Below are 23,269 nucleotides of genomic sequence, written 5' to 3'. Positions count from 1 at the left end.
TATAGATCAAACAATACTTTTCGGATATAAGTACACAATACAAGGATTTCGAATAATATAGAATTAACATAAACATTAAAGCCGTGATGAGTGAAAATATGAATAGTAGAAATAGTAGGAATAGTAGGAATAGTAGAAATAATAGTAAAAGTAAAATTCATAGTCATATTACAAGTAATAATAGCAGTATAAATGATACTACTGGTAATAATATAAATGTGACAAGTAAAAAGAAAGCAATTGGTGTTGCTATTCTGGATACTGGTATATATAGACATATAGATTTTGAAAATAGAATTATAGGTTTCGTTGATTTTGTAAATGGACAAATGATGCCATATGATGATAATGGTCATGGTTCACATGTGCGATATTGATATACACACTAATATTGAACTTAGAATATTTTTAAATTTTATCGCGTCTCCCAAATTGAATTTTATCATAGCCAAAAAAGAAATTGACAAATATATATTATGTGCTATATTAAATTATATCTCTAGTTGAATGAGGGTTCAAATTTAGATAAGAAAGTTATAATCGAATATAATAAGGGCAGTTAGAAATGCGTTAGCTAATAGTTTGGGGAATAGTATTGAGAGATACTGTTATTAATATTTGTAAAATCGATAATCAATCTATAACTACATAGTTTTTTAGCTGCAAAAATATTAGCTTATTTTTGTGGCATTTTTTTTAACTTTTTTTAGAAAAAATGCTAACAATTTTATAATATAATAAAGGGAGGATTTTGAACATGAGTAATGCAGGATTTGAAGGATTTGATTACGAAAATAATTATCATCTATCGGAGAAAGAGGAGAAAAGTGAAAATTGGGCACAAGCAAAGATATGGGTGGTATTAGGCTTATTAATGGTATTGTGTCTTGGGTTAACTATTTATATGAACAGTAAAGAATTAATATTGAAGTATAGTGGTAATTCAGTTGTGACAGAATACAAAAATGGTGAAGCAAGTGTTGCGGTGCAAGATGATTTGGGAACAAAACATTACATAGATTTAACGTCTACAATAGTTGCGAATCAAGACGGTAAAATCACTTTATATTACATGGGGGAAAATATAGCAGGTGCAAAAGCAATGACAGCGTTTTGGTTTTGGGTAGCAATGTATTCGATATGGATTCCACTTACTTCTTTATGCGTGTATTTTATAGTAAAGAATTTGAATCAAGGTAAAAAAAATAAGCATAGTCAAATTCGAGAATATTAAGTTTAACGTTAAGCGCTATTGATTACAGGTATGGTAATTTATAGTGCTTATTTTTACCCAAAAGTATGAAAGAATTCATTCTTTGATGTTTCTTTTGCAAAAGCAAGCTACAGTATTGAGTGTATGTATGGTATATATAGAAATAAGAATATTAAATAAGGAATATTGAAATATAACAAAAGGGGGAGTCAGTATATGAGTGAAAATAATGTTTTAAGGATTGCTATTATCGGTATTGGTAATATGGGGAAAAAATATTCAAAAAAGATTGAAGATGGTAAAGTTCAAAGAATGATATTAACTGCAGTATGTGAAACATGTGAGATTGGTAAAAGTTGGGCAAGGGGAAACTTAAATGAAGACGTTAGGATTTTTTCAAACAGCGATGAACTTTTTTTACATAAGGAATTATTTGATGCGGTTTTGGTAACGACACCACATAAATCACATCCGAGACTGACCATACAAGCGTTTGAACATGGAAAGCATGTATTTTGTGAAAAACCGGCAGGCGTTTCATTGATTGATGCAAAGAAAATGGAAGCAGCGGCGGAAATGTCAGGTAAAAAATATGCAATGATGTATCATAACCGTACCTATCCAGTAATTAGAAAGTTGAAAGAACTATTACAAGAAAATACAATTGGAACAATTAATCGTATGATTCTTGAAAACAGTAATTACTACAGAACTAATTATTATCATAAATCTGCGGGTTGGAGAAGCAGCTGGACCGGGGAGGGTGGGGGCGTACTAATTAATCAGGGGCAGCATATCCTAAATTATTGGGAGTGGCTGTTTGGAAGTCCCCAAGCAGTATTCGCGAATATTCCGTTTGGAAAGTATAACAACTTTGAAGTTGATGATGAAGCAACAATCTTCATGGAATATCCGAATAAGGTAACGGGACTATTTATTCTAACAACAGGTGAAATACAAAGGGAGGAGCGACTTTGCATCATTGGTTCTAAGGGAAAAATAAGTATGTACGGTAATAAAATCGTAATCGTGAAAAATGTTATGGATTCTTTAGAATATGGTCGCACAGCTACTGTTATCAGCAGAAATGATATGAATACTACAAGAGAGACGATTGAGTGTGATGCGCCAGAAGAAGCGTATGATAAAATGCTTAATAATTTCTGTGAAGCTGTCTTGGATGGAGTAGATTTGATTTCAACAGGAAAAGATGGATGTAAAACGCTGGAGATTACCAATGCAGCTTATATGTCTGCATGGCTTAATCAAAAGATAACATTGCCAATTGACGAAATTGTTTATGAAAAATTGTTAAAGGAACATATCGAGCAGGAAAAATTTGATTGAATTTAAAAAGTATTGGACAGGGGGGAATCGAGTGAATAATGATTTATAAATATGGATTTGTCTTGCCTTTCCTTCAAGTAGCTGCGCTACTTTCAGCCGGTCTGCGACGAAATTCATATTTATAAATCATTATTCACGGGTTACATTGTGAAATTGGTTTTGATAATTAAATCAAATTTGGGTCTTAAAAAAAGTATAATAATTTACACTGTTGATTACGGGAGATTGTGATTGATAGTGTTTTTTAGGTTTTATCTTCTGGTGATCCGCGTATATGCATCCATATACTCATCTAGATGCGCATCCTATATATATCCATAAACACATTCATAAACATATTTAAAATACATTTATAAACACATCCATAAACCACCAATAATAATATTGTAAAAATATCATAATATCAGTTGCAAAGATTGCTTTTTGATTTACAAAGTGGCATCTCGCGTTACATTCGAGTTACATTTGAGTTTGAATATATCATAATATAATCTAAATAAGAAAATATCTGTAAATAGTTTGCTTTGTAACTTAAAATTAGTGGAAATACATATTTATTGTTATATAATTGTATTTATAGAGTCTTAATAGAGTCTTAATGGAATCCTAAAAATAAAATAAGATAAAAAACAAGAAAAGTCAATAATAAAAAGAGAAAGATACAATACTTAATAGTAGAAGAGTAAGACTAGAAAAATATTAAAAAGTGTTAAAAAGATAATACTAGGTTTTAATAAAAGCATAATTAAAGGAGCATACAAATGAGCGAAAATAATATTGTAAGAATGGCAATCATTGGAGTTGGTAATATGGGTATGAAATATGCGACAATGATTAACGATGGAAAAGTGAAAAGAATGGTCTTAACTGCGGTATGTGCAAGAAGTGAGGATAGTAAAAAGTGGGTAAGAGAAAATCTGAATGATGGCGTGCAGATTTTTTCGAGCAGCGATGAATTGTTTTCAAATGGAGACTTATATGATGCGGTTTTAATAACGACACCACATAAGTCACATCCACAACTTGCTATTGAGGCATTTGAACTGGGGAAACATGTGTTTTGTGAAAAACCTGCAGGCGTTTCATTAATTGATGCTAAAAAAATGGAAGTTGCGGCTTATAAGGCAGGAAAAAAATATGCAATGATGTTTCATCTTCGCACATATCCAGTCATTAAAAAGCTAAAACAGTTATTGCAGGAGAATACAATTGGAACGATTGATCGTATGATTCTTGAAAACAGCATTTATTACAGAACAAAGTTCTATCATGAATCTGGAAGTTGGAGAAGCAGTTGGGCTGGAGAAGGTGGTGGTGCTCTAATCAATCAAGGACAACACATCTTGGATTATTGGCAGTGGATGTTTGGAATGCCAGAAGCAATAATCGCTGATATCCCATTTGGAAAATACAATGACTTTGAAGTGGATGATGAAGCAACCTTACTTATGGAATATCCAAATAAGAAAAGCGCCGTATTTATCTTGACGACTGGAGAAATACAACGTGAGGAAAAGCTTTCCATCATTGGCTCTAAGGGAAAAATCAGTATGTATGGTAATAAAATAGAAGTCGAAAGAAATGAAGCGGATGCTGTGGAATATGGAATGACAGCAAAGATTAATACTAGAGATAACATGAAGACAACAAGCGAGACGATTATCTGTGATGCACCAAGTGAACCATATGAAATTATTCTGAATAATTTTAGCGAAGCTGTTTTAGACGGAACAGATCTGATTGCTTCAGGAAAAGATGGTAGCAACACCTTGGAAATTTCAAATGCAGCATATATGTCTGCTTGGCTGAATCAGAAAATAACATTTCCAATTGATGCATTTGTATATGATAAAATGTTACAAGAGCATATTGCGTTGGAAAAGGGGAGCATTTAATGGATGTTCAAGTGATAATTCAGGTAATGCTGAAGCTATTTTTCATACTGATTCTAGGTTTTATACTAAATAAAGTTGGTATTTTAGATACACATACTAATATAAAAATATCATCTCTCATAGCAAAGGTTACGGCACCCCTTTTGATTATAGCATCATCATTAAGTGCTTCAACTGATAATAGAGCACAGGTTTTAATTATTCTTGGAGCTGGATTTTTGATGTATATAGGATTTATCTTGTTTGGAAAGCTAGTCGTTACTGTATGTCGTTTTCCAAAGAAGGACAGGCCGGTTTATGAATGCATGCTTGTATTTTCAAACAATGCTTTTATGGGATATCCAGTATTGCAGTCAATACTTGGAATGGGAGCAGTATTTTATTCTTCTATGTTGCATTTTTCGTTTAATATATTTGCTTACACATATGCAGTTTTGTGTTTTGCAAAAGCAGACAATGATAATAAACAAAAACTTCAATGGAAAAAACTTGTGAATCCGGGATTCGTTTTAACAATATTTGCTTTTATTATTTTTGCTTCAGGATTTCGCATAACTGGATTTGTATATGACACAATTTATATGGTGGGAAATGTTACTGCGCCTTTGTCAATGATTCTTCTAGGTTCAACATTAGCATTGTATCCATTGAAAGAATCTTTGCTTGACTGGCATTGTTATGCATTTTCAAGCGTGCGTTTATTAGTTCTACCGATATTGTCATTTGCAATCTGCAAACTATTGGGAGTGAGCGATTACATGACAAGTATTGTTACAATAACAAATGGAATGCCAGTAGCTGCTTTAATAATGATGATTGCAAATGAACATCATTCTGATACAAGACTTCTTATTCGAAATATTGTTGTTTCAACAGCTTTATCAGTGATTACGATACCAATTGTAGTTTCTTTGCTTCTCACATAATGATTTTAAATTTAAATAATCATAATTTATATAAGAAAGGCTAATTTATATGAAAATAATAAAAATAGTATTGGGTGCGTGCCACACAAATTGTTATATTATTGCGTCTGATAACGGTAATTGTGTAGTTATAGATCCTGCAGATTGTGCAATTAAATTTGTGCAGGTGATTGAAAGTAATAATTTAATACCAAAGTATATTTTTATTACGCATGGTCATACAGACCATATATTAGCTGCAAGTGATTTAAAAGATGAATATCATATACCTGTGGTTATATCCAAAACAGATGCATCAAGGCTTGCAGATGAAGCTTTAATCAATTCTAGACCATATGTAATAGAACCATACAAAAAGGTCACACCAGATATATTAGTGCATGAAAATGATGAAATCTGGGTAGAGGAACTGCATTTCAAATTCTATGCAATGCCAGGGCATACAGATGGATCAATGGCTATTATATTAGATAATTGCATTTTTTCTGGAGACACACTGTTGAGAGAGAACCATGGGAAAACAACACTTCCAGGTGGAAATGAAAAACAACTGATTGAATCCATAAATGCGCTTTCTAAATTAGAAGGAGATTATCATATATTTCCTGGACACAAGGAAGAAACAACGATGGAGCATGAGCGAATTCATAATCCGTACATAGAAGGTGAAGGTGGTAATTGATATGGGAAAGAGTAAATTTATCATTATTGGTTCGGGATGGCGCTCCATGTATTACGTAAGGATTGCAAAAGCATTGCCAGAAATGTTTGAACTATGTGCAATGTACTGCAGAACGACTGAAAAGGCCGAAAAGATTGCACGCGAAAATAATATTCATACAACGACGTCAATCGAAGAATGTGTCTCCTATAGTCCGGATTTCGTGGTGGTTGCTGTCAATAAAACTTCAATTTATGAGGTTAGTAAAGAGTGGATGAAAAAAGGATTCGCAGTACTTTGCGAAACACCTCCAAGTTTGAAATTAGAAGAGCTGCAAGACTTGTGGCAAATGCATGAACAAGGTGCAAAATTGCAGGTAGCAGAACAGTATTTTCTTTATCCTACTTATAAAGGAAAGTTAGATATATTAGATAGCAAGATTTTGGGCGACCCATATAATGTCACAATTAGCGCAATACATGACTACCATGCAGCAAGCATTATTCGAAAGATACTAGGTACTGGCTTTGAAAATGTAACGATATATGGGAAAAAGCATAAATATCCAGTAACGGAAACGTTAACTCGCTATGAATCGCTGTTTGATGGCAGAGTGGCTGATAAGGAAAGAGATCGCCTTACATTTGAATTTGAAAATGGAAAAATGGCATTTTATGATTTCTCATCGATTCAGTATCGTTCAACAATCCGAAGTCTCTATATGCAGGTTCAGGGCATCAAAGGAGAAATGGTTAACGATACATTTCGTTATCTTGATGAAGAAAATATGTCACATGAGTCTGAAATAACGATAGAAAAGTTTGAAAGTGGCCAGATTGAGAGCGTAAAGTTTGAAGGGAAAAGCGTATATCAGTGCCCTTATAATGATTGTGGACTTTCGGAGGATGAAACTGCGATTGCAGGATTAATGTCAGGAATGAAGGAATATAGCTTGACTTGTAAAGAAGTCTATCCGCTTGCGGATGCAATGCAGGATGCATATATTACAATTTTGATGCAGGAAGCCTTGGCAAATCCAAATCAGGAAATTAAGATGCAGTCACAAAATTGGATGATGTAGAAAACATAATAGGAATGAAGGGAGATAGTAATGAATTACAAAAAAATGAATGGAACAGGTATAAAGGTATCTGAAATGTGCTTAGGAACTATGATGTTTGGTTCACAGACAAGTAAAGAAGATAGTTTTAAAATTATTAATTATGCAATTGAAAATGGTGTTAATTTTATTGATACTGCAGATGCTTACAATGCAGGTGAAAGTGAACGTATTGTTGGTGAGGCTTTAGAAGGCCGTAGAGAAGAGATTATCCTTGCAACAAAGGTTCGGTTCAAAGTAGGAGATGAAGTCAATAACAGTGGATTAAACAGGCGCCATATATTAAAGCAGGTAGATAACAGCCTCAAGAATTTACGGACCGACTATATTGACATTTATTATCTACATGCAATGGACGATGATGTTGACTTTGAAGAAACTTTTGATACAATGACAACTTTAGTTCGTTCTGGTAAAGTAAGATATATCGGAATTAGTAATTTCCCAGCTTGGCAAGTAAGCGATATGTTAGGAACTGCAGATAAGCGAAACTTTACTGCACCGATAGTTACACAGAACTTATATAATCTGCTGAACAGGGAGGTTGAATCCGAGTTAGTACCATGTATTCAAAAACATCATTTGGGTATGACTGTATATAATCCGATTGCAGGCGGTCTATTAAGTGGAAAGTACGACTTTAATCAACTACCTACAGAAGGAAGATTTGCTGAAAAGGCAAATTATATGGCTCGTTATTGGAAATCTGAAAACTTTGAGATTATCAAGAAATTGGAAAAGATAGCGGCAGACAAAGAAATTTCTTTGTTGGAATTATCAATGAAATGGTGTATCGCACATCCTTATGTTGATTCTGTCATAAGCGGAGTCAGTCGACTAGAACAACTTCAGCAAAATATAACAGCAATGAATGGAATCTCATTAGATGATGATACAATGATAAAGTGCGAAGAAATTGGAAAAGAATTATTGAATGGACGTACTAATTACTTTAAATAGAAATGAGGAAGAACATGAAAACAGATCATGAATTAATGGAATTGATGGAAGAACAGGAGAATAAATTAGTCTTTGACGAATTTGACTCAGAAATGGCTTTAAAGATAGGGAATGCACTTATTGCAGAAGCAAAAAGCCGTAATAATAAGATAGCGATTGATATATTTGCATTTGGAAGATGTTTATTTCATTATTCAAGCAATGGAAATGCACCAAGTAATGATTTGATGATTGAAAGAAAGAAAAAAATAGCAGTTCATAGTGGTCATAGCAGTCTGTGGGCCTATTATTTTCTGGCAGATATAGGAATGACAATGGATGAGAAATGGAGCTTATCACCTTATGAATATGTATCAGTGGGCGGTGCTTTTCCAATTCGATTAAAAAATTGTGATGGTGCAATCGGAACGATTACGGTATCTGGATTTGCGCATACAATGGATCATGGAATCATTATTGATGTTTTGGAAAGAGATTTCAAAATGTAAAAGGTTACAAATTAACTATAAAAAAAGTCATGCAGATATTGGTTGCATGGCTTTTTTTGCAGTTTTAATATTTGAGAATATTATATTATTGACTTAGAGTTACAAATTAAAGTAATACTAAGATTATTAGTATTAACCAAGATAAAATAACTTTTATGAATTCTAATTATATATAAATTTACAATTCATATATTAGAATAGATGTAATATAAATAATTATTTTTTTGTATATTAAATTAATTTTAAGATATATAAAAGAAAGTTTAAAACAACTAAAAGGAGAAAGAACAATTTATGCAAAGCTGGATTATTGATATTATGAACCAATATGGATATGTCGGTATTATATTGTTAATTGCGCTAGAGAATATATTTCCACCAATTCCGTCAGAAGTCATTCTCACATTTGGCGGAGTTATGACACTGCACACAAGTTTAACAGCATGGGGTGTGATTATAGCTGCGACAATAGGTTCTTTGTTAGGTGCAATGGTATTGTATGGTGTGGGTTGGTTTCTTTCAGCAGAACGTCTTGGAAACTTACTTGAAGGAAAAGTTGGGCAGATTCTACATTTTAAAAAAGCAGATGTTTTTAAAGCGACTGATTGGTTTAATAGCAAAGGCAAAAGTACAGTCTTATTCTGTCGTTGTATACCAGTTATTCGAAGTTTGATCTCAATCCCTGCAGGTATGGCTAAGATGAAGTTCGGTATATTTTGTCTTTTGACTACGATGGGCTCTCTTTTGTGGAATATCATATTAGTATATCTTGGCATAGCTGCTGGAGCTTCTTGGGAAAAAATTGGGGGCGGAGTAGATTTATATACACAAATAACTGTGATTGTTCTACTCGTTGTTCTCGTTTTAGCGGGGTTGCTATTTTATATTAAAAGGGCTAAAGATAAATAAGATTTTGAAGCATGCTTGAGAGGGGAGGTATAACTTAATATGGAAAGAGCCGCTTTCTATGTAAGATTATCAAAGGAGGATGAAAATAAAGTAAATCGATATGATAATAGTGAAAGTATTCAAAATCAAATTAATTTATTGAGCGATTATGCAAATAGAAATGAGATGGAAACCGAAGGCATCTATATTGATGACGATTATAGCGGATTATATGAAGACAGGCCAGAATTTGAAAGACTAATTGCAAATGCAAAATTAGGTAAGTTTACTATCGTTTTGTGCAAAACGCAGTCCAGGTTTACAAGAAATGTGCAGCATAGTGAAAAGTATCTTGAAGAGCTCTTTCCATTACTGGGAATTCGATTTATAGGAGTTGTAGATGGCGTTGATACGGATGTTTATGCAAATAAGAAGACGAGGCAAATTAACGGCTTGGTAAATGACTGGTATGTTGAGGATTTGTCAAATAATATTAGAGCTGTGTTTAATAGAAAAATGAAGGAAGGGCAAAATCTTGCTGCATTTCCCACATTTGGGTATATAAAAGATCCAAAGGATAAACACAAACTGATTATTGACGATCAAGCAGCTGAGGTAGTTAGATATATTTACAACTTATCATTAAATGGGCTAGGAGTAAGCCGTATTGCAGATAAATTGTCACAAGAAAAGATATCGACACCGGTCCAGTATAAGAAGGAACAAGGATTTCATTATGCTACACCAAATAGCAAATATACCCAGAAGGGAATCTGGTCAACTACTACAATTAAAAGAATATTGAATAATGAAACATACATAGGCTGGCTGATGCAGGGTCGTGAAAAAAAGATAAGCTATAAAAGTAAAAAAATAATTATTACACCAAGAGAAGAATGGATTATTGTCAAAGATCATCATGAATCAATCATATCAGAAGAAGTGTTTTATAAAGTGCAAAAGTTATTAAAAACCAGGAGAAAAAGTTGTAAAATTTCACCCAACCACCTAATAAATAATAAAAATTATAAACCGCATGTATTTTCTGGAAAGATTATTTGTAAAGATTGCAAAAGTATAATGACAAAGACTTCTGGACGATTGGCGCATGGACATGATTATTTTTTGTGTCAGCTGGCAAAAAAAAGTAAATTAACAGAATGTACGAGGCATTCAATACGATATGATTATTTAGAACAATATGTTGCAAAAGAAATACATAAAATAATTTATACATGCCTTGAAAATAAAGAAAATGTTGAAGAAATAAAATCTCACATTAAAATATATAGTGAAATAAACAATAAAATCGATAAGAATTTAAATCTAATCATTAAAAATTCCAAAGAAATAACGGATAATGAGAAAGCACTTTCAAATTTGTATTTAGATAAAGTCAAGGGAGTCTTATCTGAATGTGAATATATTGAACTTAAAAAAACATTCAGCGAAAATAATCAGTTGCTAAAAGATAAAAACCAAACCATTGATCGTAAAAACGAACAATATGAATTGGAGTTGGTTAGGGGAAAGAATTTGGATTTCTTGGTTAATAAATATGCTGATTTTGACAAGCTAACGTTTGAATTAGTGAATGATTTCATCTCTTTAATTGAAATTGGTGAGACGCAGCATAATGAAATAAAAAAAGAAGAAATGCAAATTAATGAAACGAAAATGAATGAGTCGGAAAATGTTGAAATGCGGGGACATGAATCGACAGAAGAAAATACACAAGAAATTGTCATTCACTGGAACTTTTGACTTCACATTGTATATTGATAATATATCCAGAGTTATAGGAGCAGAAGGCTATGACAAGATATATTGTTAAAAATATATTTTTGACAAATAGTGAAGTAGAAAGAATGAACAAAATAAAAATGATCATTATTGAACAGATAAACAGAAACAATTATTAATATAATAACCAATTGTGTAAAAACACTACACACCCATGTGGCAGGAATAATCGCAGGAAGTGGAATCGCCTCAAAAGGAAAGTACACTGGAATATCACCTAGAACCAATCTGATTGCAGTTAAAGTTTTAGATAAGAACGGTAATGGTAAAATTAAAAGCGTACTTAGCGGATTACAATGGGTTCTAAAAAACAAAGAGAAATATAACATTAGGATTTTAAATATTTCTTTTGGTACTTCCCCAAATGAAGAACTGAATGAGGATTCAATATTAATTAAAGGCGTTGATTCAGTCTGGGATAATGGAATTGTTGTAGTAACGGCAGCTGGAAATAATGGGCCAGATAAATGTAGCGTTACGGTACCTGGAATTAGTAGAAAAGTTATAACAGTTGGTGCGTATGATGATGTGGAATATAAGGATGAGAGAGGCGTTGTAAAAAAGCACTATTCAGGAAGAGGACCAACAGAAAATTGTATTATTAAGCCGGAAATTGTGGCACCGGGCTCAGACATCATCTCATGCCTGAACTCAAATAATGGATATTCAATTAAAAGTGGAACATCTATGGCCGCACCTATATGCAGTGGTGCAATTGCATTGTTGTTGGAAAAATATCCAGAATTGACACCTAAGGATGTCAAAATGCGTTTGCATGATAGAGCAGTGAGAATTCAAATCCCTGCAAATCAACAAGGTTGGGGGATGCTGGATGTGAAGCGGTTATTAAGCAATTGAGGTACTTGAACATTAGCAAATTTAAAAGGGCAGAGTCGGTTCTGCCCTTTTTTGTTGTATTGTAGTAGTTCGTTTACTTTTAGAACATACATTTTTCAGACAAGTAACAATAGATGATTCACAACTTTAATATAATCTTAATTTATAGGTTATGAAATCGAAAGGGAGAATTATTTTGAAGGAACGAAAGTTTTATAGGAACATCCATTGGAAAATCTACGTGTGCAGGCTCAATACGATACCATCAGCCAAGAGGAAATGGCTGTCATTAATTCCTTGATTGATGCACTAAGGACGAAGGTTTCAAATCATGTGTTGAATTATAATTTATTAAGATTTTTTATCTGTTTTAGTATATATAAACAAATAAATGCATGAATTTATAGATATAATTATACATGTTATAACCAAGGCTATTTGATAGCGAATACAATCCACATCTGTAGCATCATAATTGAAACCATATGCAATTGAGTTTGAAATATTGGTCGAAAATAGTATTAAAATCAAATTAATAAAAACACATAACTTATGATCTTTGATTTTCCTCTTATTGCTTTGTTCCATTCTATCGTTCTCCTCACTTTAATCATTATATTGGTTTAAGTATATTTTATACTAATTGGAAAATTATTACAATACTGTATATCTATAAAATAATTCATACACTTACTGATGCTATAACATTGTTGAGTAATTAATATCTAATAATTGAACTAAATCTATTTATTTGCTGGAATGTTAGAATAAATCAGTTTTTGATTGATATTAGTTTCTACAGTGATATAATACAAGGGTATCTTGAGTTAAATCAGTTACATAAGGAGGAACTATATGTTAGATAAAGTGATTTTGAAGAATGCAGTTACCAAAGATGAAACAAGGGATGCTATTAAACCGGCAATCAAATTGTTAGGGGAACGTCTTTCAGTATTGCAGCAGGAACTAAGGGAATCAAAAACACCTGTAATGATTGTTTTTGAAGGATGGGGCGCGTCTGGAAAGGGAAGCCAAGTTGGTAAAATGATACTTAACCTTGATCCACGTGGATTTGAAGTTGTTACGGTTAATGAGCCAAATGCAGAGGAGGCAAGATTACCATTTCTTAATAGATTTTGGTTGAAGGTCCCACAGCGTGGAGAAATTGCAGTGTTTGATAAAAGTTGGTATCATAATTACTGCGAATCTAAGAAAGAAAACATCAACATATTTGAACGTCAACTTACAGATGATGGTTATTTAATTGTTAAATTTTTCTTACATATCAGTGAAAAAGAACAAAAAAGTAGATTGGACGAATTAAGTTCGAAGAAAAGTTCAGCTTGGAGAGTCAATGATTTTGATTTACAACAAAATAAGCATTATAATAAAAATTACAAAAAATTTGAAATGATGTTGGAAGATACGAACACTGAGAATGCTCCGTGGAATGCAATTTCTGGAATGGATAAGCATGTTGCATTGTATAGTATTCTTAGTATTTTAGTAAAGAATATTGAGGAGAAATTAAAGGCTGATTTAGAAGTTAAGAGGCCAAAGCAAACAGGAATTATAGCAAGCAAGATGGGATTTCCATTAATTAAGATGCCTAAGTTGGTCAATGTGGATTTGTCATGCAATTTAGAGGAAGAGGACTATAATATTCAATTAGAATATTTACAAAATAAACTACAGAAATTATCATATAAACTATATAAAAAATCTATCCCACTTATTATCTGCTATGAAGGATGGGATGCAGCTGGAAAAGGTGGAAATATAAAACGTGTGGTAGAGAGTCTTGACCCTAGAGATTATGATGTTACTCCTATTGCTGCACCAGATAGCACAGAAGCTTCACATCATTATCTTTGGAGATTTAGAAATAACATCCCTAAGACGGGGCATATAAAGATATTTGATAGAACTTGGTATGGAAGAGTTATGGTTGAGCGTGTTGAAGGCTTTTGTAGTAAGGAAGAATGGAAGCGCGCATATAATGAAATTAACGAGTTTGAGAAGGAATTAACGCAGTGGGGCGCTATTGTAGTTAAGTTTTGGCTTCAAATTGATAAGGACGAGCAGTTAGTACGTTTTACGCAGAGACAAGAAACTCCAGAAAAACAGTGGAAAATCACTGAAGAAGACTGGAGAAATAGAGAAAAATGGGACAAGTATGAAGTGGCCGTTAATGATATGCTAAAGAACACGTCTACCGAAAATGCGCCATGGACGATTGTTGAATCTAACAGCAAATATTTTGCTAGAATTAAAACATTGGAAACAATTATTGCGGCTATTGAAAAGCGATTATAGTGATTAGAGATACCGCAAGTACGAAAGCAAAGATAGTGTTATATGAAAGCAAAGATAGTGTTATATGAAAGCAAAGATTGTTATCATATTAAACATAAGAAGGATAAAGGATAATTGCACATGAAAAATATTGTATGGGGCATGATTGGATGCGGAGATGTAACAGAAGTTAAGAATGGACCAGGTCTATATCTTGCCAAGAACTCTATTCTAAAGGCAGTAACGAACAGAACGATAGCAAAGGCAAACGACTGGGTAGCCAGACATCAGCATGGAATGGTATATCAAGATGTCGATGCGATTTTAAATGATCCAGAAATAGATATCGTGTATATTGCAACAACACCAGATATGCATGTTGAGTATGCTGTTAAATGTGCACAAGCAGGAAAAAACTGCTTAATTGAAAAGCCATTAGCACTTAGTTATGAAGAAGGATTAAAAATTAAGGAAGCATTTGATGCAGCAGGAAAGAAAGCATATGTTGCATTCTATCGAAGAAGTCTTAACAGGTTTAATAAGATTGCAGAGCTTATGAAGGATGGGGCAATTGGAACGATAGAAGCCGTTAATGTTGTAAGATTTGTGAAAGCAGTTGAAGACGCTGAGGCTTGGAGAATGAATCCAGAAGTTTCTGGTGGAAATATATTTTCGGAAACTGATATTCATGCATTAGATTATATATGTAGTCTTATGGGCGAAGTGGAAGAATTTAACGTTATAAAGAACATCTTTAACAAGTCAAATCCAGTTTTTGATTCCTTGTGTATGAATATTCAATTCCAAAATGGTGTCGTTGGAAGTGGACAGTGGCTCTATAACTGTAACACGGAACTTGATAGAATTGAGATTATTGGAGATAAAGGAATAATTCGATTTGATTTCTTTCATAACAATTCTCCTATTTATGTTATAACTCAGACTGGGCAGTCTGAGTATGTGATTGAGGATTCACAATTTGTGGGTCTCAATATGGAACAGGCAATCGTAGATGAACTGAATGGAATAGGTAAGTTTAGCGCAGATGTTAGTACAGCGATTAAAACATTAAAGATTACTGCAGAGATACTTAAATAACAATATTAAGCAATCATTGTAGTGATTTTTAAACAACAAGATTAAGTAATTATTGTAGTTATTTTTAAACAACAAGATTAAGTAATCTCTCATAAAAATCAAAGTGGTCTTTCTTAAGTCGAAGAGGACGGCCATCAATTCCTAGAAAACAATGGCTGCTTGTACCAAATGAACGAAGTTCTTTTGTGCAAGCATCTGTTATTTCATAATAGATTGTGAGCCTTACACCATTAAATTCCTTGATTGTTGGAGTTATAATAACATCATCACCAAAGTGAACCATAGATTTGTATTTACAACTTATTTCAATTACAGGGCTTATAATGCCATTATCTTCAAGCTTTTTATAGCTATATCCAATTTTATCTAGAAATTCTACTCTTGATTCCTCAAACCATCTTATGTAATTTGAGTGATGAACAATTCCCATTTGGTCTGTTTCGTAATATTGTGCGCGGTGTGTCCAACTATAACTCTCTATTTCCATTCGTTTATTCCTCTTTCTGCAATATTTTTAAAATCTTTCGTACACAAGCTTTCTGTTTTAGAAGCAATTAATGTGTATGTCATCTAATTCTTCAAAGTATATGTGATAGAAATTTCTTTCAAACTATATGTTATCAATAGATTCAAAGGACAGGTGTTATCAATTTCTTTAAAATATATGCCCCATCAATTATTTTAAGTTAATTGAAGAGGCATTTATAGTTAAATTAGATTTATTTAAATTAATTAATCTTGATCTTGATCTTCATCATCTGATTCAGATAATCCTTGACGCTTTCTAGCCATTTCATCACTTTCAAGGTATTCATCATAAGTTGAAACCTTGTCAATTAACTGACCATTTGGAATGATTTCCATGATACGGTTAGCAGTTGACTCAATGAACTGATGATCATGTGATGTAAAGATTGCAACACCTGGGAATTTCATAAGTCCGTTGTTAAGGGCTGTAATTGATTCCATATCAAGGTGGTTCGTAGGATCATCAAGTACAAGTACATTTGTACAAGAAATCATCATTTTTGATATTAGACAACGAACTTTTTCACCACCTGATAATATTTTGACTTTCTTAATTCCGTCTTCGCCAGCAAATAACATTCTGCCAAGGAATCCACGAACGTAAGTCATATCAGGATCTGGAGAATACTGTGTAAGCCATTCAACGATTGTGTCTTCATTATTAAATTCTGCACCACTGTCTTTAGGGAAATATGAAGAGGAAACAGTGATACCCCATGTGTAAGTGCCTTCATCAGGCTCTATCTCGCCATTGAGAATCTGGAAAAGAGTAGTAGTAGCTAGTTCGTTAGAACCAACAAATGCAATTTTATCAACAGGATTAACAATAAATGAAATATTATCAAGAACTTTTACCCCATTAATCGTTTTTGAAAGTCCATTCACGGAAAGAACTTCATTTCCTATTTCACGAGATGGTCTGAAATCGATATATGGATATTTTCTGCTTGATGGTTTGATGTCATCAAGTTCGATTTTTTCAAGAGCACGTTTTCTAGAAGTTGCTTGCTTTGATTTAGAAGCATTTGCAGAGAACCTAGTAACAAAGTCCTGTAACTCCTTGATTTTTTCTTCTTTTTTCTTGTTAGAATCTTTCATCTGTTTTGCAAGTAATTGGCTAGATTCATACCAGAAATCATAATTGCCGGAATATAACTGGATTTTAGCATAATCAATATCTGCAATATGTGTACAAACCTTATTGAGGAAGTAACGATCATGAGATACAACGATAACAGTATTGTTGAAATTAATAAGGAATTCTTCAAGCCAAGCGATAGCATCTAAATCCAAATGGTTTGTAGGCTCATCGAGAAGTAGAATATCAGGATCACCAAATAAAGCCTGTGCAAGGAGTACTTTAACTTTATCGCTACCATTTAAGTCTTTCATAATTTTGTCGTGAAGATCTGTTCCAATTCCAAGTCCGTTAAGAAGTTGTGCTGCGTCAGATTCAGCTTCCCAACCATTCATAGTTGCAAATTCGCCTTCAAGCTCACTTGCTTGGATTCCATCTTCTTCAGTGAAATCTTCTTTTGCGTATATTATTTCTTTTTCTTTCATTATTGCATAGAGTCTTGTATTTCCCATAATTACAGTATCAAGAACATTATATTCATCATATTTGAAATGATCTTGCTGTAAGAAAGAAAGCCTCTGTCCGGGTGTTATTACGATATCGCCCTTTGTTGAGTCAAGTTGTCCTGTAAGAATCTTAAGAAATGTAGATTTACCAGCACCGTTTGCTCCGATAAGACCGTAGCAGTTGCCTTCTGTAAATTTAATATTAACTTCTTCAAATAAAGCTTTTTTACCAATTTGAAGGGTTACATTATTAGCACTAATCATTTTGATATTTCCTTTCGTTTACAATATATAATTAAAAATTTGCATTCATTCTCTATTCTACCTTATATATAGGAAATTGCAAGATATATTTTGGAATCAGTACAAAAAAAGCCTTATCCATATCTCTATGACAAGTTTATGGGTAAGCTCAATATGTCCATAGATTTTAAAAACTACTTAAATTATTTACATTTGAAAGCAGAAGAGTTATATTTGTAAAATGATATGAATTGACAAAAATCGATCAAAAGAAAAGGGTTATATAGATGAAATGTAATTTGTGTCCAAGAAAATGTAATGTTGACAGAGAAGACAAAAAAATCGGATATTGTGGAATGACAGCACAACTTAAAGTTGCAAGGGCAGCACTTCATTATTGGGAAGAGCCTTGTATTTCAGGTGAAGCGGGATCCGGAGCGGTCTTTTTTTCTGGATGCCAGTTAAGATGTATATATTGCCAAAATCGAGACATTGCAATTGGAAAAAGTGGAAAAGCGATAACAATAGAGCGTCTTGCTGAAATATTTATGGAACTTCAAGAAAAGAAGGCCAATAATATCAATTTGGTTACGCCCACGCATTATGTTCCACAGATTATCCAGGCAATTGATCTTGCAAGGAAAGCTGGGTTAATACTGCCAATAGTCTACAATACCAGTGCATATGAGACTGTAGAGACATTGGAATTGCTTGAAGGGTATGTGGATATATATTTACCAGATTTTAAATATATGGAAGCACAACTAGCTGATGATTATTCTAATGCAAAAGATTATTTTGAGGTAGCAGTTAAGGCAATATCTGAAATGTATAGACAGGTTGGAAATCCACAGTTTAATGAGAAATCTAGCAAAGAGATTCTTGATAATCCTATAATTGAAGAGGGGATTATGACAAAGGGCGTGATTGTAAGGCATTTAATGCTGCCAGGTGAATTTGTTGACTCTAAAAATATTATTACGTATTTATATCAAACATATGGAAACAATGTATTTATAAGTATTATGAATCAATATACACCTTTAAAACAAGTGGAGAATATCGAAAAACTGAATAGAAGGATTACTGAAAAAGAATATGATAAATTAGTTGATTTTGCGATCGATTTAGGGGTTGAGAATGGTTTTATCCAAGAGGGGAAGACTGCACAGGAAAGCTTTATCCCAGAGTTCGACTGTGAAGGTGTATAAAATTCTTTATAATATTGCAATTATACTGTATAATGTTGGTAATATCATTATAATAATTTATGTCATATGAAGTATTAATATAATTTAATCTGCAAAGAATACTAGGAGAAATTCATGACACATACAACATTAGAATAATCGAAGATACTTAATATAAATGATGAAGGTGCCTAAGATATGAATGAAGAAGCAGAACCAAATCCAAATATAGAAAATCAACCAGATCCCAATATAGAAAATCAACCCAATTCTAATAAAAAAAATAAAATAGAAGCCAATAGGGCAAAGATATGGCAAATAGCACTATTTTCATTAAATAATACATCCACGAATCTTTTCCTCGCAATGATGGGATATGTATCCTATTATGCAAATGGTATTGCTGGAATTGGAGTTGTTTTGATTTCCTTTATTCTTACGGGAATGCGCGTTTTTGATAGTGTAACGGATCCGATAGTGGGATACATCATTGATAAGACGAATGGAAGGTATGGAAAGTTTAGGCCATTCATGGTAGCAGGCTATTTGTTTTCGGCCATCAGTTCGTTACTGTTGTTTTATGTTACACATTTGGTACCAGGAGCATTAAGGGTACCGTTTTTCATGGCAACATATTCGCTGTATATTATTGGTTATACATTTCAAAGCTCCGTTGTAAAGTCGGGACAAACTGTGATAACAAATGATGTATCACAACGACCTATAATTACATTTTTTGATTCAACATTTATTATGTTTGCACATGGACTTGTTGCATTTTATGTTTCGGTATACTTAATTAAGAAATATACGAATTTTAATAATCCGAAATTATTTGAAGAATTTGTTATTACAGTCATTATATTGGCTGGAATATGTACAGCTCTTGCCATTTTCGGGATCTGGAAAAAAGACAATAAGGCGTATTTCAAAATTGAAGTCGATAATAAAAAATCCATTCGTCTGAAAGATTATTTTGAGATACTTAAGAATAACAAACCAATTAAAATGTTGGTCGTTGTAGCAGCAGCAAATGGATTTGCATCAATGGTTTATGGTAATTCGACAGTAATCGTTATGTTGTATGGGATTCTTATGAATAATTACCCTTTAGCAGGTCTTATAGGAGTTATTATTGGATTTCCAAACTTAGGTGTTACATTTTTAGGTATTGTATATGCTAGAAGACATGGCCAAAAAAAGGCTATGATAACGATTACAAGATTGTGCGTATTATTTCAGATCGTAATCTTGGGGATGATGGTATTTTGGGATCTAACTAAAATTTCTCTTACGCATTTTAACTGGCTCACTTTGGAATTTCTAGTAGTATTTACTTTGTTAAATGGGTGCAAATCAATTACAAATAATATGGTGGTTCCTATGATTGCGGATTGTACGGATTATGAATATATGAGAAGTGGACAATTTGTTCCAGGAATTATGGGTGCACTATTTTCTTTTGTGGATAAGGGGATTTCATCACTTGGAACTGCATTTGTTGGATTAATACTATCATTTGTTGGGTTTTCAAAGGTGTTTCCACAAGTAGATGATGCAATTACACCTACACTAAAATGGCTTACTATATTTTTCTACTGCATTATTCCAATTATTAGTTGGGGTATCACTTTATTTACTTTGCAGCATTATAAGTTGGATAAAAAGGCAGTTAGGGATTTGTATCAATGAGGGGGGGTGTATCGAGTGAATGATAATTTGTGATTGTACATTTGCCTTGCCTTTCCTTCAAGCAGCATATTTTTTTGCAAGCCTCAGAGATGATAAAAAGACTCGCTTCGCTCATTTTTTATCTGAGTCTTGGAAAAAATATTAGCGCTGCTTTCAGCCGGTCTGCGGTAAATGCACAATCACAAATTATAATTCACGGTTACACTGTGAAAAGGGGCGCTGAAGGTCGGATGGACGGTATTCACGGGTTTCACCGTGAAAGGGAGGGGGGGTATCGAGTGAATGATAATTTGTGATTGTGCATTTGCCTTGCCTTTCCTTCAAGTAGCATATTTTTTTGCAAGCCTCAGAGATGATAAAAAGACTCGCTTCGCTCATTTTTTATCTGAGTCTTGGAAAAAATATTAGCGCTGCTTTCAGCCGGTCTGCGGTAAATGCACAATCACAAATTATAATTCACGGTTACACTGTGAAAAGGGGCGCTGAAGGTCGGATGGACGGTATTCACGGGTTTCACCGTGAAAGGGCGGTGAAGGTCGAAACTAGATGGGAAATAGATATAGAAGGAGGGAAGTTTGATGGAGATTGGTTATGGGAATCCTTGTATAATGGGTGTGGTTAAAAATGTGAATGGGTATAATTTTTCGGTGAAAGGTGCGGCTGAAAATTGTGAGTTACTGCTTTATAAGAAAAATTCAGATAAGGTTGCGTTTTGCATTGAATTGGATGATAGATTTAAAACTGGGGATGTTTTTTCTGTGTTGTTAAGTGGAATAGATTTGAAAGAATATCAATATAATTATAAGATTGGAAATAAATATGTAGTCGATCCATATGGAAAGACTGTTACTGATTGTGAGGAATTTGGCAAGGTTAAGGGAAATGCATTGTATGTAAGCTGTGTAGAACTTGATGAATTTGCTTGGGATGAAGATAGAACACTGAAAATTCCGTATGATGAATGTATCATATATAAGCTCCATGCACGTGGATTTACGAAAAGTAAGACATCAGGTGTGAAATATAAAGGTACATTTGCTGGTATTGTAGAGAAGATTCCTTATCTGAAAGAACTTGGAATTACTACAATTGAAATGATGCCTGCATATGAATTTGAAGAAATTGATCGTTTTAAAGATGATAAAAAGTTAGATATTTATACACCGAGTGATGTAAATATTTTAAATTACTGGGGATATACAAGTGGATTACATTTTGCTCCCAAATCTGCATACTGTGAAAATGGTATAAATGGTGAAAACAAGGCAGATTACACATATGAATTCAAATTATTAGTTAAGGAACTACATAAGAATGGCATTGAATTAATTATGGAAATGTATTTTGGCAAAGAAAATGCAAACTTGATCGATGACTGTATTAGGTACTGGGTAATTGAATATCATATTGATGGTGTGCATATGTATTGTAATCAAAATAACTTGCATGTTGTAGCGCAAGATCCAATACTCTCAAAAACCAAGATATTTACTGAATCCTGGAATGGCGAGGCAGATGTAGAGAAATACAAGAATATGGGCAATTATAATGATGGATTTTCAACTGTTGCGAAATGCTTCTTAAAAGGAGATGAGGACCAGTTAACGCCATTTGTAAATGTATTGAAAATGAATCCAGTACAGAGCGCTAATATTAATTATATTACGAATCACAATGGGTTCACAATGTTTGATCTTGTGAGTTTCGACAGAAAGCATAATGAGTCTAATGGTGAAGGCAATAGAGATGGTGAGAATTATAATCACAGTTGGAATTGTGGAGTTGAAGGTAAATCTAGAAGTAAAAAGATAATAGAGCTTAGACAACGCCAGATGAAGAATGCATTTATGCTATTGTTGTTAGCACAGGGGACTCCACTTATTTTGTCAGGCGATGAAATTGAAAATTCACAGGGTGGCAATAACAATCCGTATTGCATTGATGATGAAATGACATGGCTTAATTGGAATAATACTGAAAATGCGAAGGAAATACATGAATTTGTTAAAAGCTTGATTGTTTTTCGAAAAGAGCACGGAATTCTTCATATGCCAAAGCAACTATATATGGCAGATAGCTTATCTTGTGGATATCCAGATATTTCTTTTCATGGGAAAAGTGCTTGGTACAGCGCCCTTGAAAATTATAATAGACATATTGGAGTTATGTATTGTAGTAAATACGCAAAGAATGCGAATGAGGATGAGTTAATTTATGTGGCTTATAATATGCACTGGGAGAGCCATGATTTGGCATTGCCTAAGATTGCAAATGGATGCCATTGGAGTGTAATCCTTAATTCTGCAAAAGAGCAAAAAGAATTGAATATAACGGACAATAAGATTGTAAAGATTGAACCTAGATGTGTAGTTGTACTTTTGGGAAAAATTATAAAATCGAATACGAAAAAATTAATATAGGTAAGTTAAAAGTGACAAACTTTATATGCACATTAGTATTTAATTAATGATTGGATACTTCAAAAATTGAGAAATGAGGAT

The 23,269-nt window shown here is 33.2% G+C and carries 19 protein-coding genes and 1 pseudogene; 17 read left to right on the top strand and 3 right to left on the bottom strand.

The window, feature by feature from the left end; all coding sequences use genetic code 11:
* Positions 1 to 188 precede the first annotated feature (188 nt).
* The 12 genes and pseudogenes from BMY18_RS21815 to BMY18_RS15705 form a co-directional block, all read left to right on the top strand.
* A pseudogene (locus BMY18_RS21815) lies at positions 189 to 368 on the top strand (S8 family serine peptidase); the annotation flags it as partial.
* Positions 369 to 757: 389 nt separating this feature from the next.
* Entirely contained in the window at positions 758 to 1,234 is a 477-nt protein-coding gene (locus tag BMY18_RS15755) for a hypothetical protein (protein WP_092455789.1), read from the top strand.
* Positions 1,235 to 1,429: 195 nt separating this feature from the next.
* Positions 1,430 to 2,560 (top strand): Gfo/Idh/MocA family protein, encoded by a 1,131-nt coding sequence (locus BMY18_RS15750; RefSeq protein WP_092455787.1) that lies wholly within the window; start codon positions 1,430 to 1,432, stop codon positions 2,558 to 2,560.
* A 761-nt stretch (positions 2,561 to 3,321) separates the two neighbouring features.
* A complete protein-coding gene (locus tag BMY18_RS15745; protein WP_092455785.1) occupies positions 3,322 to 4,455 on the top strand; it encodes a Gfo/Idh/MocA family protein in 1,134 nt (377 codons plus the stop codon).
* Positions 4,455 to 5,381, top strand: a complete 927-nt coding sequence (locus BMY18_RS15740) for an AEC family transporter (RefSeq protein ID WP_092455783.1) — start codon at positions 4,455 to 4,457, stop codon at positions 5,379 to 5,381. The genes BMY18_RS15745 and BMY18_RS15740 overlap by 1 nt, the downstream gene beginning before the upstream one ends.
* A gap of 49 nt (positions 5,382 to 5,430) precedes the next feature.
* On the top strand, positions 5,431 to 6,063 hold the full coding sequence (locus BMY18_RS15735; RefSeq protein ID WP_092455781.1) for an MBL fold metallo-hydrolase: 633 nt from the start codon (positions 5,431 to 5,433) through the stop codon (positions 6,061 to 6,063).
* Between the two features lies 1 nt (position 6,064).
* Entirely contained in the window at positions 6,065 to 7,123 is a 1,059-nt protein-coding gene (locus BMY18_RS15730) for a Gfo/Idh/MocA family protein (RefSeq protein WP_092455779.1), read from the top strand.
* Positions 7,124 to 7,153: 30 nt separating this feature from the next.
* Positions 7,154 to 8,122 (top strand): aldo/keto reductase, encoded by a 969-nt coding sequence (locus BMY18_RS15725; protein WP_092455777.1) that lies wholly within the window; start codon positions 7,154 to 7,156, stop codon positions 8,120 to 8,122.
* A gap of 14 nt (positions 8,123 to 8,136) precedes the next feature.
* The gene (locus tag BMY18_RS15720; protein WP_170841438.1) at positions 8,137 to 8,610 is read left to right on the top strand and encodes a heme-binding protein; all 474 of its coding nucleotides are present in this window, start codon (positions 8,137 to 8,139) and stop codon (positions 8,608 to 8,610) included.
* A 294-nt stretch (positions 8,611 to 8,904) separates the two neighbouring features.
* Positions 8,905 to 9,519: a DedA family protein gene (locus BMY18_RS15715; protein ID WP_092455773.1), complete on the top strand. Its 615-nt coding sequence runs from the start codon at positions 8,905 to 8,907 to the stop codon at positions 9,517 to 9,519.
* 39 nt (positions 9,520 to 9,558) lie between these two features.
* On the top strand, positions 9,559 to 11,262 hold the full coding sequence (locus BMY18_RS15710; protein ID WP_092455772.1) for a recombinase family protein: 1,704 nt from the start codon (positions 9,559 to 9,561) through the stop codon (positions 11,260 to 11,262).
* Positions 11,263 to 11,457: 195 nt separating this feature from the next.
* Positions 11,458 to 12,159: a S8 family peptidase gene (locus tag BMY18_RS15705; RefSeq protein ID WP_242941058.1), complete on the top strand. Its 702-nt coding sequence runs from the start codon at positions 11,458 to 11,460 to the stop codon at positions 12,157 to 12,159.
* A gap of 330 nt (positions 12,160 to 12,489) precedes the next feature.
* Here BMY18_RS15705 and BMY18_RS15700 read toward each other — a convergent pair whose 3' ends face one another.
* Positions 12,490 to 12,726, bottom strand: coding sequence for a hypothetical protein (locus tag BMY18_RS15700; RefSeq protein ID WP_092455768.1), 237 nt, complete (start codon positions 12,724 to 12,726; stop codon positions 12,490 to 12,492).
* A gap of 267 nt (positions 12,727 to 12,993) precedes the next feature.
* Between BMY18_RS15700 and BMY18_RS15695 the strand changes: the two genes are divergently transcribed.
* Together BMY18_RS15695 and BMY18_RS15690 are read left to right on the top strand one after the other, a co-directional pair.
* The gene (locus BMY18_RS15695) at positions 12,994 to 14,454 is read left to right on the top strand and encodes a phosphate--AMP phosphotransferase (protein ID WP_092455766.1); all 1,461 of its coding nucleotides are present in this window, start codon (positions 12,994 to 12,996) and stop codon (positions 14,452 to 14,454) included.
* A 120-nt stretch (positions 14,455 to 14,574) separates the two neighbouring features.
* Entirely contained in the window at positions 14,575 to 15,531 is a 957-nt protein-coding gene (locus tag BMY18_RS15690; protein WP_092455764.1) for a Gfo/Idh/MocA family protein, read from the top strand.
* A gap of 64 nt (positions 15,532 to 15,595) precedes the next feature.
* On the opposite strand, the gene BMY18_RS15685 is transcribed toward BMY18_RS15690, so the two are convergent.
* Both BMY18_RS15685 and BMY18_RS15680 read right to left on the bottom strand, forming a co-directional pair.
* Positions 15,596 to 16,018, bottom strand: a complete 423-nt coding sequence (locus BMY18_RS15685) for an acyl-CoA thioesterase (RefSeq protein WP_092455762.1) — start codon at positions 16,016 to 16,018, stop codon at positions 15,596 to 15,598.
* Between the two features lie 245 nt (positions 16,019 to 16,263).
* Complete coding sequence (locus BMY18_RS15680) at positions 16,264 to 17,907, bottom strand: ABC-F family ATP-binding cassette domain-containing protein (protein ID WP_092455760.1); 1,644 nt, start codon at positions 17,905 to 17,907, stop codon at positions 16,264 to 16,266.
* A 266-nt stretch (positions 17,908 to 18,173) separates the two neighbouring features.
* Between BMY18_RS15680 and BMY18_RS15675 the strand changes: the two genes are divergently transcribed.
* From BMY18_RS15675 to BMY18_RS15655, 3 genes are all read left to right on the top strand, one after another.
* Positions 18,174 to 19,097: a radical SAM protein gene (locus BMY18_RS15675; RefSeq protein WP_092455757.1), complete on the top strand. Its 924-nt coding sequence runs from the start codon at positions 18,174 to 18,176 to the stop codon at positions 19,095 to 19,097.
* Positions 19,098 to 19,274: 177 nt separating this feature from the next.
* The gene (locus BMY18_RS15670; RefSeq protein WP_092455755.1) at positions 19,275 to 20,768 is read left to right on the top strand and encodes an MFS transporter; all 1,494 of its coding nucleotides are present in this window, start codon (positions 19,275 to 19,277) and stop codon (positions 20,766 to 20,768) included.
* Between the two features lie 578 nt (positions 20,769 to 21,346).
* Positions 21,347 to 23,188 (top strand): alpha-amylase family glycosyl hydrolase, encoded by a 1,842-nt coding sequence (locus BMY18_RS15655; RefSeq protein WP_092455749.1) that lies wholly within the window; start codon positions 21,347 to 21,349, stop codon positions 23,186 to 23,188.
* Positions 23,189 to 23,269: the final 81 nt, after the last annotated feature.

It is taken from the genome of [Clostridium] fimetarium (genome assembly GCF_900111235.1).
Lineage (GTDB): Bacteria > Bacillota > Clostridia > Lachnospirales > Lachnospiraceae > Clostridium_N > Clostridium_N fimetarium.
Note: the sequence above shows the minus strand (reverse complement) of the source record. Positions and strands in the feature narration are given on the sequence as shown.